General features: G+C 44.4%; 11 protein-coding genes. 1 reads left to right on the top strand and 10 read right to left on the bottom strand.

Features of this window, described 5'->3' with window-relative positions; translation table 11 throughout:
- Nucleotides 1–38: 38 nt before the first annotated feature.
- The 8 genes from F6K49_RS12265 to F6K49_RS12230 all read right to left on the bottom strand — a co-directional run bounded on the left by F6K49_RS12265 (nucleotide 39) and on the right by F6K49_RS12230 (nucleotide 9,447).
- Nucleotides 39–665 carry a hypothetical protein gene (locus F6K49_RS12265; protein ID WP_293019992.1) on the bottom strand — a complete coding sequence of 209 codons (627 nt, stop codon included), beginning with the start codon at nucleotides 663–665 and terminating at the stop codon, nucleotides 39–41.
- Between the two features lie 801 nt (nucleotides 666–1,466).
- Entirely contained in the window at nucleotides 1,467–2,618 is a 1,152-nt protein-coding gene (locus F6K49_RS12260) for a glycosyltransferase family 4 protein (protein WP_293019993.1), read from the bottom strand.
- Between the two features lie 84 nt (nucleotides 2,619–2,702).
- Entirely contained in the window at nucleotides 2,703–4,064 is a 1,362-nt protein-coding gene (locus tag F6K49_RS12255; protein ID WP_293019994.1) for a glycosyltransferase family 4 protein, read from the bottom strand.
- 47 nt (nucleotides 4,065–4,111) lie between these two features.
- Complete coding sequence (locus tag F6K49_RS12250) at nucleotides 4,112–6,304, bottom strand: hypothetical protein (RefSeq protein WP_293019996.1); 2,193 nt, start codon at nucleotides 6,302–6,304, stop codon at nucleotides 4,112–4,114.
- Between the two features lie 26 nt (nucleotides 6,305–6,330).
- Entirely contained in the window at nucleotides 6,331–6,522 is a 192-nt protein-coding gene (locus F6K49_RS12245; RefSeq protein WP_293068246.1) for a hypothetical protein, read from the bottom strand.
- Between the two features lie 2 nt (nucleotides 6,523–6,524).
- Nucleotides 6,525–6,716 carry a hypothetical protein gene (locus F6K49_RS12240; protein WP_293068243.1) on the bottom strand — a complete coding sequence of 64 codons (192 nt, stop codon included), beginning with the start codon at nucleotides 6,714–6,716 and terminating at the stop codon, nucleotides 6,525–6,527.
- Between the two features lie 44 nt (nucleotides 6,717–6,760).
- A complete protein-coding gene (locus F6K49_RS12235) occupies nucleotides 6,761–7,840 on the bottom strand; it encodes a glycosyltransferase (RefSeq protein ID WP_293096921.1) in 1,080 nt (359 codons plus the stop codon).
- Nucleotides 7,841–7,902: 62 nt separating this feature from the next.
- Nucleotides 7,903–9,447: an O-antigen ligase domain-containing protein gene (locus tag F6K49_RS12230; protein ID WP_293020004.1), complete on the bottom strand. Its 1,545-nt coding sequence runs from the start codon at nucleotides 9,445–9,447 to the stop codon at nucleotides 7,903–7,905.
- 53 nt (nucleotides 9,448–9,500) lie between these two features.
- On the opposite strand from F6K49_RS12230, the gene F6K49_RS12225 reads away from it, so the two are divergent.
- Nucleotides 9,501–9,674, top strand: coding sequence for a hypothetical protein (locus F6K49_RS12225; RefSeq protein ID WP_293020006.1), 174 nt, complete (start codon nucleotides 9,501–9,503; stop codon nucleotides 9,672–9,674).
- A 189-nt stretch (nucleotides 9,675–9,863) separates the two neighbouring features.
- On the opposite strand, the gene F6K49_RS12220 is transcribed toward F6K49_RS12225, so the two are convergent.
- Both F6K49_RS12220 and F6K49_RS12215 read right to left on the bottom strand, forming a co-directional pair.
- Complete coding sequence (locus F6K49_RS12220) at nucleotides 9,864–10,796, bottom strand: glycosyltransferase family 2 protein (RefSeq protein WP_293020007.1); 933 nt, start codon at nucleotides 10,794–10,796, stop codon at nucleotides 9,864–9,866.
- Between the two features lie 443 nt (nucleotides 10,797–11,239).
- A complete protein-coding gene (locus F6K49_RS12215) occupies nucleotides 11,240–12,265 on the bottom strand; it encodes a glycosyltransferase family 2 protein (protein WP_293020009.1) in 1,026 nt (341 codons plus the stop codon).
- Between the last annotated feature and the right edge of the window lie 54 nt (nucleotides 12,266–12,319).

Below are 12,319 nucleotides of genomic sequence, written 5' to 3'. Positions count from 1 at the left end.
ATATTCTACAGAGAAAGAATTTTAAAAACAAAAAACAGCTATAGACCATGGGTTTTAGCGACATTGAGTCCGCTAATAAAACCACCCAGGGCGAAAAACATCATCGCCATCAAGGCAATACTGGTAGCTGCTAGTACAGGACGGTTTTTCTTCTCTAAAATTGAGTCGCCATATTTCCAGAGAACCCAGGTGCAGGCAACTCCCAGCGGCAGAGTAAACAGGACTGTAAATTCGTGATACTCCATGAATAGGTAATGAACCAGCGGAGTATTTTCTCTGATCCAGGCGCGCGCACCCCCCAGAGGAGCACGGTAGCGCATATAGGCCCAATTACCAGAAACGATTGCCAAAAAAGCTAAGCAAGATGACCAAAAGGTCAATGTGCGGACTTGGGGCAAGATCTTAGCAGACCCTCTTAACAAAGGAAAAGCCAGATGTCCTGCATAGGCAATAACCAGCACTGCTAACATCGCAGCAGACCCATGGATAGCTCCCATTGTCCGTTGCCAGGGGCTAGGGCTTAACAAACTAACAACAGGTAAAAACAGGAATAGACCAGCAGATAGAATGCCAATGCCGTAGACGCACACAGTTGCAATGTCAATCGATCTGGGAAAAGTTGAGGTATGTGTTGAGGTATTTGATTCAATGGATGGTTGCACCATGATTAAACAAGCAATCTAGAGCTTGATCAGTAGCAGGGTAAGCGTAAGAATGAATACTGACAGGTATTACCCTTAACAATATTGATAATAAAGTGCAATAGTCCTGAAAAGTGCTAAAAATAAAAGCTTAATATTTTCATAATATTTGCCCTAGATCACATTTGGGCTCAATTTTTCTTGCCCTTAGCCTGGTTATCAGTAGGCGACCTTTATGATAGCAATTTACATACCTATTGCTATTTATTAGTTAATAAAACTGAGATGATGACAGATATTGGGAAATATCAGACAGCAATATGTATTAGATTGTCAAACTTACCCCTCTTACCCCTCTTACTCCTTTTACCCCTCTTACCACTTTTACACGTTTTACACGCTTATCCTCCCTTCGTCTCTCCCTCTTGCCTATAAGTTTTTTTTATGATAACAATTATTATAACAAATGGAATATAACCACAGGGTAAACGCATCTAATTTTCTGAATCATATATATAGTGTTTTTTTAATAAAAAAAACACTATATGTGTAAAATGCCTGGTCAATAAGCACAAGAGCATGATCAGCTTATTCAAACACCTGAATATCCGGGGGATACATGCAGGGTAAGCGCAAGAAAAATTGAGCCAAAATGTGATGTAGGGCAAGGATTAAGACAATATTAAGCCTTGATGCTCAACACTATTGATTTTTATTATCAATATTTTTTATAAAAATCCTGCCTTATTGATTCTTGCCCTTACCCTGGCGTTTATAGCGTTTTCAAATCAAATGTGAAACTAGGATTGATGGTATAGCGCTGCGCTATACTTTGTTCAGAGCTTGGTCAAAGGTCATCAACAGGGATTCCAGGGAAAAAGTAGACTTGGCATGGATATAACCCTCCTTGGCTAGCCTATCTGCAGCGCTTGGATCACTGAGCAAATTACCAATGACCTTAGCCAGTGCTACTGGATCTCCTGGCGGTACCAAGTGACCAGTCACGCCATCCTGAATTAACTCCACTGCACCACCAGCAGCAGCAGCAACTACGGGTCGTTTTGCCAACTGACCCTCGACAATCACCCGACCAAAGGGTTCCGGTTCAGTAGAGGTATGGACTACAATATCGCAAGCAGACATCAATGCTGGCACGTCATTGCGAAATCCCAGCATGTGAACACGACCAGCAAGTTCTGGTGCGGCAGCCATGGCTTTGAGCCGTGAGGTGTATTCTGCTTCACCAAATAGCGCTTCACCAACCAACAGGGCGTGTACATTGGGGAGTTCCTGTAAGGCTTCTAGTAAAATATGCTGACCTTTCCAGTAAGATAGCCGACTGAATAAACCAACCAGTGGAGCATCACCAATGCCGAGCTGGTCACGGATTTGAGCTGATTGATCCGATGCGAGATTATCGAAGGGGTCTGAACCAATACCGCCGTAAACCAGTGTTACTAGGTCTTCACGTCCCCCAGCAGCGATAAAGGCTTCACCAGTAGCACGAGAATTGACCAATACTTGAGATGCTAGACGATTAGCTAGGAAAACGGCTATCGCACGATTGAGGGAGCTAAAGTGTGGTGCGGTCACAATATCTCGCAGGTGCCAAACCACTGCAGGACCGCCCATCAATGTTGCGATCGCAGCAGCAATGAACGCTTTTTGGGAGTTGGCGTGTACTAGCTCAAACTCACGTCCAACTGCTGCTATTCGACAAGCCATCCACCACAGGGGAGGTAATGCCTTGAGAGCGGCGCTCATTCCCCCTGAACTCCTTACGGATAAGATGGCTTGGGGTGCAGGTATGACCTTGACCTTCACCTGTGCAGCTTCCAGCCGTTCCCGGAACGGGCCATCGGCAAACAGTAGTACTTCGCTGGTGTCCCGGTAGGCAGTGGCCAGATCCAGCAGGCTCAACTCAGCTCCGCCCAAAACGGCGGCATGATCGACAAAAAGGACTCGACGGCGCTTCATAAGAGTGGGTAGTCCAAAAAAGAGTGTTTCAAACGTGCAAAAGCTCAGAGACTAATCTGATAACTGATCTGAGCTAAATGTTGATTAATCGATGGCAGCTTGATAAACAGATTTAATTCGTTGAGCAATCACCGGCCAAGTATAGTGCTCATGAACATAAGCTTGACAAGCCTCAGAGCTAGGGAGTTGACGCTGACCAGAAAATACCTCGATCATGCCCTGAGCAAGTTGATCAACAGAAGTCCCTTCAAACAATAAGTCTTCTGAAAAAGGCTGTAGAATCTCTGGAATACTATCTACAGGTGTTCCTAGAACTGGCGTTCCATTCACCAATGACTCAATAACAATCAGACCAAAGCCTTCCCATGCCACGGTTGGCACAACTGAGAAACTTGCAGCACGGTAAGCTAGGGCTAAATCTTGATCCGACACAAAACCCAACAAGCGGACATGGTCAGTCAGTCCTAATGCTTCAATCTGTGCTTGCAAGGTTGGCATCAGTGTGCCTTTACCCGCTATCAGTAGCAGCACGTCTGGATAGCGCTTACGCACCTGATCCACTGCTGCAATTAAATTTTCCAAGCCCATGCGTTTAGCTAACCGTCGCACAGCTAAGATAATTGGTCGCTCTTGAGACCAGCCTAGTTTTGACCGTGCCTCCTGGGGTGTAATGGTGGTGTCGAAACGCTCGGTATCAACCCCCGGAGGAATGATGTGAATGCGCTCTAGTGGGATATGATACTCTTGGTGCAAGGTGTTGCGGAAAGCCTCAGAAAGTACGATAAACTTAGCTATCCGTTTGTAAGTCACCCGCTCTAGCATCCATTTTAAGCGAGTCGCAACGGTATTGCTGCCTTCTACATGCCCTTCTAAGGCCCAAGGCCCTTGGAAGTGCATCACCATTGGGCGACTGTCTAATTGATCGAGAATTGGAAAGGTATATAAAGCGAAGTGGGACACTACTAGGGGGTAGTCTTCCTCCTTCAGCACTCGATGCATCGTTTGTCGGATACCGCTCCAGCGTTGCCAGAGAGGGGATTTATGGCTAGCAAAGGCTTGGACTTGACCACCGGAGTTTTCAGATACAGCGGTTGAGCCTGCCACTAAGCCATGCATCTCCACACCAGCTTGGGGTAAGTAACGAGTGCAATCGTAATAAACTCGGTTGAGTCCTCCTGCTTGTTCAGGGAACCAACCCATACCAATTTGAAGTGTTTTCACAGTACTATAGCCTCGATAGTGTTTGTTAAAGCAAAGGGAGTAGGGAGTAGGGAGTAGGGAGTAGGGAGTAGGGAGTAGCGGGAAAAAAATTGAATGTACCTGATAAGTATGATCAACGCTATCAATTAAATTGGTAAGCTGCTGTGCCTTTAAATTGCCTATTTTCCAATTAGGAAAAAACCTGAAAAACCACCACATCTTCACCCCATCTCCCCATCTCCCCATCTCCCCAAAGCGCTCCCATTCAAAATTTAAATGCACAACAGCTTAGCTTAGGGGTCTATCTTTATCCGGTACATTAAAGCTTTAGCGTAAAAATCCTCTTCAGCAAATAGCAAGTATTCTCCATTTTTTCTTCGCACTACTCTTAAGGCCATCGGGACATCCAGCCAACCTGTGGTTGATTTGACTTCTGGGCCGGGGTTTATTTTGCCAATCTCTTGACCTGTGCGAAAATCATAAACTCGCACTTTAGGGTATCGATTCGGATCTTTTTCAAAACTATTATCGACATAGCCGACAAATAAATAGTCTCCCGAAACCGCCATACTTTTCGGTAAATCTGGTCTTACTCCTTCGGATTTTTGATTGTAAGCGATGACTACTTCACCGGCTTTTTGTGGCGCTTTACTCCAATTGATATATTTGACAGCTCTGTTACCAATCAATCCCCAATCACCCCTTTTATCAAACGTCGGGGAATATCCAGCAATGTACATGGTATCGGTTTTCGGATGATACTCAAGTCGTTGAATAATTTGAAATTCCTTTGGCATTTCAAAGGATTGTTGATTGTTAATATCGTAAATCGGGCTGCCGTAGGCATCAAACCGTTTAAGGGATAGTTTTTTAATCCCGTTTCTTGATGTACCTATCCAGATATTACCGTCATCATCAGGCCAAAATCCCCAACCCCGATAGTTTTGTCCTTGATTATATTCACCTTTTTCAGCCTGTTCCTCTTGTCCATTACCGTTTTTATCTTGCCAATACCGATAATCCAATTGACTTCCCCAAAATGAGGCAGTGGGAATAGCAACTTCCCCATCAGTGTCCGGATTAAACCGATAAACATGGATACCAGCTGACTCGGTATACATACTATTAGTAAACATAAGCTTCCGACCCTTAACCCGGCGAATCATAGCACCAGCATTATGCTTGATAGTCTTATTAATTCGCTTATCATTAGGATATTTAAAGGGATTAACGGTATGGGCGACATGAGTCCATTCTTGACCTGATGATTTACTGTAATCTAGTTTAAACTGTTGATTTTTCGTATGAACAACAGTTTCATCCGCTGGATCAATATCAGGAATGTCAATAAATAAGAGACCTTGCAATTTCCAATTGAGAGTGCCATCCAGTTTGTAGCTATCCACGGTTAATCCACCGGCTTGCCAAGCGTAAATTCGACTGGGATCACTGGCGACATAAATATTATTATCCTGATCGACTCCAATCCCGGTAATGGAATTAAAATGTAAGGGTCTAATTTTTCCAATTTCCTGAGGACTTCCGCTGTATATTCCCCCTTTGACACCAAAGGTTCCATCAGGAGTTGGATTTCCACTGCTGTCTAGATTTTTAAAGATTTTAATCTGGTTATCAGGTCCACCATCTCCTACTAATAGGCGATTTTGATTATCCACAACAATAGCTGTAGGGATGCGAACCGACTCAATTTTACCTTGAACTTTGCCCGTTTCTATATTTAACTTAAGTATCTTATTGGTCTTGTTCTGGATAACCCACAATGATCCAGTTTTATCTAATGCTAACTTACCCGGTTGATTCACTGACCATTTTTTAACCGGTTTCATGGTCTGGGCATCATAAACTTTGATTTTATTGTTAGGAGTATCACTAACATATAAGCGACTATTATCTGCTGCAATTCCCCGAATCAAACCTTGATTGGTATTGATAATCAACATACTCTTATCATAGCCATTACCCCCCTTAAACTTTGCTCCTTTATAATTACTTCTGTTATAGCGACGAACACAATACCATTTATCATCAGAATTGGGATATCCTACGCCATAGCGACCCTTTTGTGTCATCGCCATGTAAATATAGTTATCATTGACTGCGATCGCAGTTCCCCCCGATCGTCCCCAGCCATGGGTAGCATCGAGTTGACCAAGAACATCACCATTTTTATAAACCCCCCCTTCTCTACCAGCTTCATCCCAGGGAGCATTAGCATAAACCGTACCATCGGGACTTACAGCCATCCCTAAAATCGATAGCTGGACATGTTTTCCCTTGCCGGGAAGCTCACCTCCAGGACCATAGGTATTACCGATCCAAGAGGTAGTGTAAGTTAACCGTTGGCTTGGGTTGGATTCAGCAGTTATAGTGTCATTGTTGCTAATCACAGAATGGGCAATAATTACCAAAACAGCGATCACAGGAACAATCGCAGCATATTGCCATTCGGGGATAGGTCTTGACATAGTTTTTTCCCTGAACTCGAAACTATTTAAAAGACTGAAGACTCAAGGGTGAAGGTTGAAGGTTGGATGGTTGAAGGTTGAAGGTTGTTCGCGAAGCGTGGCCAATAGGCCAAGGTTGAAGGTTGAAGGTTGTTCGCGAAGCGTGGCCAATAGGCCAAGGTTAGATGGTTGAAGGTTGAAGGTTGAAGGTTGTTCGCGAAGCGTGGCCAATAGGCCAAGGTTAGACGGTTGAAGGTTGTTCGCGAAGCGTGGCCAATAGGCCAAGGTTAGACGGTTGAAGGTTGTTCGCGAAGCGTGGCCAATAGGCCAAGGTTAGACGGTTGAAGGTTGTTCGCGAAGCGTGGCCAATAGGCCAAGGTTGAAGACTGTAATATGATGTCCGCATAATTACCCTTAATAAAAATCTCCCCATCTCCCCATCTCCCCATCTCCCCCTGCCCGAGCCCCACACTTTGATTATGGGTATTCAACCGGACTTGATCTCAGAAGCTGATGATAAACAGTAGTAATCTTCTCCACCATAGTGGTGACGGTTAGTTCCTCAATGTTTTGCTGTGCTGCACGTCTTAATCTATCCTGTTCAGATGGACTAGCCAGAAGCATCTCGATCTGATCTGCCAGTGCGATCGCATTTTTCGGAGGAACTAGCACTCCTGCCTTACCGTAATCTAGTGCTTCGGGAACACCATCCACCCTAGTAGCAACAATCGGGCAACCCACCTGTCGTGCTTCCATCAAAACCAGAGGGAAAGACTCACGGTGTGAAGCCAGGACAAAAACATCCGCTGCCATCATGTAAGCTTGAGGATTTTTTTGAAAACCCTCAAAGTGGATACGATCAGCAACTGACGATGCCGCAGCTTGAGTTTCAAACATTTGACGGTCGGGACCATCTCCCACTAAGTACAAATGTGCCTTAGGAGAACTCTTAGCGACCTGCTCAAAAGCGCTAATTAACTCAGTAATTCCCTTACGTCGGTTCATGCCAGCTACCGTGACAATAGCCGGATGTTCCAAAGCTTTAGGAGTGCAGGTATCTAAAGCCGGTAATCGGGGACTACCTAAAGTGCGATTCTTGATCACAGGCATTTTCCCCATGGGAATACCCCGCTTAGACATCGACGTTGCTACCGCATCACTCACAGAAATCACCCGTTCAGCCAATCCCATCACTACTGAGCTACGTTGGTAAACATTGTGAATATGGGATACTAGCTTATATTTTGCTGAACCCCGTAGGAACCAAGCTAGGACTACTCCCGTCATCATGTGTCCATGGACAATATCTGGCTGAAATTCTGCGATTATCCCTCGATAACGCCCAGCAGCCTTGAGCAGATGCAACGGTTTTCGGGTCTGATCAAGTTCAAAGTGAGTGACGCCATAACGGCTTAGCAATGTTTCATATCCGCCGCCAGCAGAGGCAATAGCAACCTCATGACCCGCTTTCGCTTGCTCACAGGCAACGTCAATCGCTACATTGACAATACCATTACCAGTTTCTTTAATATGGTTTAAGATATGGAGTATACGCATCAAACCTCTCCCAAAAAGCAAAGCACCGCCATATTTGACCTATAAGTTAGTTTATAAGTTAGTTAGGAATTGGTAGTTGAAACATCCGGGTGTTCCTTCCGCTGTTCCTTTCCATCTCCTACTTCTGTTATTCTTCTGTCAGTGCCATTGATCAGAAAATTTTCATAAATCTTTTCTTTAGTAGTGTTCACTTCAGCAATACTTTCCATGTCCGAAGAAAGCTTATTTTGATGCTGGTGATACTTATGTGCTGCCATAGTTAGACCCAAAAATCCCCAAATATAACATCCCCCGACACCAAGCATGGCGCTACCAATCGGTAGCCCGATTAAATTACTCAAACCAATAGCACGAGCAGCACTCATAAAGGAATCACGGCGAATCTCAGGATATTGGAACACACTATATACCAGCAGGAGCAATCCAGACACATAGGGGAGAGTGCCAAACCAGCCTAATGTAAAAAACATATCTAAAATGCCACTGTCAATCACAAGGCTTCGGAGTTCCCCTTGTTCAGTGATAGTGAATGTATTTCCAATCCCATTACCTAGAACCATAGAAAGAGCTTTGCCAAGACTCTCTTCATAGATCTGTTGTCTAACTTCCGCGCTGTGATCATTTCCAAGGTCAGAAAATGTTGCCAAACGACTACCAATTACCTCCGAGAATGGCTCAATCGTGGTTAACGGCACGATACAAATTCCCATCACCAGGATAGAAATAATGATGCGCATCTGGATTTTGGGTTTGAGTGAACTGGTTAGGGAAGCCAGTCCAAAGAACCAGCTCGCCCACATCGTCCGTGACAACGTTAGTAGAAAAGACAAGTAACCAGCTATGGAAGCAGGAATACGTAAAGGACTGTTATTATTAAATAACAACAGCAAACCCACCATCATGGTTGCGGCAAACGGTCCAGTGGAATTCATCGTGCTCCACAAACGAATACCAAACGGTTCGGGATTCCCCATCGAGAACATTCTGGCGTTGATCAGCCAAAATCGATCCCACTCCGGTGCGATCACATATTGCACTAAGCCATAGACTCCCATCACCAATACACCCCAGAGGAATGTGCGCTGAATGTTTTGGCGATAGCGAGGATAATCTCGCCAATTTATAAATAAGTAGAAACCTAAAAGAATCGGGGTGAACCAGTCTATCAGTGCTCGAATAGCGAAAATAGGAGTGCTTTTAATCAGACCAATGATAAAGCCATACAAAATACTGGTGAATCCCAAAATAAAAGGCAAACCCCCCTGTTTATAGGCTCTAGGAAGGTATTTTAGAAAGGTATCCACAGTAATCCATGTCACCACAGGCGCTACTAGCAATACTGGACTCGGATTAACCCAGTTACTGCGATAGTCAATTAAACGACGAACCAACGGCATTAGAAACCATAGCCACCACATAAAACCTAAGTAGAGGACAGGATACCGTCGATACAGAAAAAGACCTACCGCAAACCCTACCACAGGCAATAAAATACGCATGATGGTGCCAGCACCAGCAATAATGCCCAGTATTGTAATCACAACAAATAACAGGATGGCTGTCCAAGCAGGGGCTGGTTCTAGTTTGATCGGAATTCCTTTTGTCATTAGGTGTTAGGGATTATATCAAGTCCGGTTTAATACCTATAATTAATGGGAGTGTGGGGAGATGGGGAGATGGGGAGATGGGGAGATGGGGAGATGGGGAGATGGAGAAGATTTTGATTAAGGATAATTATCGTGACATAATATTTAGATATACAGCAGTTTTCAATATTTCGTATTCCGAGATCTGCTATTCCCTTTCCACATTTAGTCAACAGTCAACCAAATAACCTACCCTACGGGAACGCCAAAGGCGAACAACCAAATAACCTACCCTACGGGAACGCCAAAGGCGAACAACCAAATAACCTTGGCCTATTGGCCACGCTTCGCGAACAACCTTCAACCAAATAACCTTGGCCTATTGGCCACGCTTCGCGAACAACCTTCAACCAAATAACCTTCCACAGTCCCTTTTGCTAGCCTAAGCAATTTTTCCAGCTCAACCAACCCTGCCAACGTCCACGCAAAGAAGCAAGCCACTTTTGTCCTGCTAAAAGTCCTTCCTTGGGGAAAGACCGCAAACATTGTAGGAAACCCGGTTGAACTCGCGTTCCGACCAATGTTGACCAAACTATAAATATAATCCGTTGTAGAACAGGGAAGTAATCTAACAAAACTATAGTTTCATTATGTGCCGCATTAATTAGGGCAGTATCGCTAAAAACTATGCCTCGCTGATCCTCATCAAAACGCTGTGCTGGATAGTGGTCTACTGCTACCCCTGGGTCATAAATCAGCTTCCAACCCGCTTTTCTTAGGGCTAGACTAAACCCCAGATCATTATGGACTTGAGCTCCCGTCCCTCGCAGACGCTGATCAAAGCGCAAGCCCGATATAGCAGTTCGTCGATAGCTCATGTTAGCTCCCTTAAGGATATCCACCTCGCGAGGTAAACCTACCCCCAGGTGATGATTACCAATCACCCTTCCATACCATTGCACTCGACCTACTCGTTCTTTAGCACCATTTTCCAGGTAGTTACCCAGATGTACCCAATCCCGTCCACCGACACCCCCGATCCGGTGATCGGACAGAAAGTGAGTTTCAATATAAGCTAACCAATTGCTACGGGGAGCAGCATCATCATCGGTAATGGCAATAATATCTCCCTGTGCTGCATCAAGACCTGCGTTGAGAGCGGCCACTTGCCCCGGAATACTTAATTTCACAGGACGCATGGGTAAAACCTCAGGGTTGAATGCTTCAAGAAACTCCCAAGTTTCAGCATCAGTATCCCGTACAATCACCAAGACCTCATCCGCTGGTCGAGTTTGCTTCTCCAGGGCCTTTAAACACCGTTCTAGGTCTTTTGGACGGCGATAGGTGGGGACTATAACAGTGATTCTCATTTCTTCTACGGTTGAGTTAGGTTGGAAAGTTGAAGGTTATTTGGTTGAAGGTTGTTCGCGAAGCGTGGCCAATAGGCCAAGGTTAGACGGTTGTTCGCCTTTGGCGTTCCCGTAGGGTAGGTTAGACGCTTAAAGGTTGTTTGTCAGAATGCAGAATGGTGAATGCAGAATGGTGAATGAAGAATGAAGAATGAAGAATGAAGAATGCAGAATGAAGAATGAAGAATGAAGAATGAAGAATGAAGAATGGTGAATGGTGAAGGCAGAATGGTGAAGGCAGAATGGTGAAGGCAGAATGGTGAAGGCAGAATGGTGAAGGCAGAATGGTGAAGGCAGAATGCAGAATTCTAAATTCTAAATTCTAAATTCTTAATTTTTAATTCTTCATTCTCAATTCTCAATTCTCAATTCTCAATTCTTCATTCTACATTCTAAACAGATTACTATCCTGCTGTTTGAGACCGTAAATAACTCTGTAGAGTACTTAACCAACCTTTTACCATACCTTTCAACTGTAATTCCATATAAATTGTCCATTCAAAGACAGGACGAAAGCCCAATTTCGATAAGAACATGCGAAATCGCAAAGCTGGTGAATCTCCTAACTCTTTCAATAAAGCAATCAGCTCGGTGCGTTCTACCTCATTGAAGAGTGGACGATAACAGTATGCTGTGTGTCTTAAGGCCAGTTTACGACGCTGCTGCTCAATCACCTTTGTATCCCAACCCCGTCGCTTAAAAGCAGGAAAGATACTGTCTTCAAAAACCCGAATACATCCTTTTAATTCAATATTTTTGCGCTTAGGACGTAGATTTTTAGCATCAGTCCAAACGCGATAACAGGCTAATATCTCATTGGCATAAACGTTTCCATAACCCGCATCTGCCATTCTGACCCACATGTTATAGTCCTGTACAAAATCGGGACTATCTTCATAAAACCTAACTGCTGGCAACGCTTCAGCCCGAAACATAGCGATATTGGCAGCTACTTTTACCCCAAAAACTGCGGCTAGTAGTGATTCGTCTGCGCTCTGAAACTCGTGCTGTCTTGCAATACGTCGCACAGCTCGATTGTGACTGCGTTCATCAATTTCTTGCACAGCACTATGGGCATAACCCGCCTCTGGATGGTTCTCTAGCAGGGGTAGTAACGTTTCTACATAGTTGGGTAACAGGGCATCATCTGAATCCAAACGAACAATAAATTCAGTGTTTGGCTGTTTCAAAACCCAATTGTTGTTAGCCGCCATACCTAGGTTTTTAGGCTGTCGATAGTACCGTACTTGAGGAAACTGCTGGCATAGTTGTGCCATAACCTCAGGGGTTTCATCAGTGCTAGCGTCGTCTGACACCCAAACTTCCACATTAGGATAGGTTTGACGGCAAGCGCTACCCACTGACTCCCATAAGTACTGGGCTTGATTATAGGTAGGAATGCAAATAGCAACTGGTTTCATGTCCTGCATCAGGAGTAGTTCCTTTATACGAAAATTATATTACAATCAAATAACCGTAAGAAC

The organism is Moorena sp. SIO3I6, from assembly GCF_010672095.1.
This window is presented reverse-complemented; position numbering and strand designations above follow the sequence as displayed.

What these genes read in the sequence shown, in the direction of transcription:
- F6K49_RS12265 (WP_293019992.1), bottom strand. Translation starts at nt 665, where the DNA reads ATGGTGCAACCATCCATTGAATCAAATACCTCAACACATACCTCAACT.
- F6K49_RS12260 (WP_293019993.1), bottom strand. Translation starts at nt 2,618, where the DNA reads ATGAAGCGCCGTCGAGTCCTTTTTGTCGATCATGCCGCCGTTTTGGGC.
- F6K49_RS12255 (WP_293019994.1), bottom strand. Translation starts at nt 4,064, where the DNA reads ATGGGGAGATGGGGAGATGGGGTGAAGATGTGGTGGTTTTTCAGGTTT.
- F6K49_RS12250 (WP_293019996.1), bottom strand. Translation starts at nt 6,304, where the DNA reads ATGTCAAGACCTATCCCCGAATGGCAATATGCTGCGATTGTTCCTGTG.
- F6K49_RS12240 (WP_293068243.1), bottom strand. Translation starts at nt 6,716, where the DNA reads ATGGGGAGATTTTTATTAAGGGTAATTATGCGGACATCATATTACAGT.
- F6K49_RS12235 (WP_293096921.1), bottom strand. Translation starts at nt 7,840, where the DNA reads ATGCGTATACTCCATATCTTAAACCATATTAAAGAAACTGGTAATGGT.
- F6K49_RS12230 (WP_293020004.1), bottom strand. Translation starts at nt 9,447, where the DNA reads ATGACAAAAGGAATTCCGATCAAACTAGAACCAGCCCCTGCTTGGACA.
- F6K49_RS12220 (WP_293020007.1), bottom strand. Translation starts at nt 10,796, where the DNA reads ATGAGAATCACTGTTATAGTCCCCACCTATCGCCGTCCAAAAGACCTA.
- F6K49_RS12215 (WP_293020009.1), bottom strand. Translation starts at nt 12,265, where the DNA reads ATGCAGGACATGAAACCAGTTGCTATTTGCATTCCTACCTATAATCAA.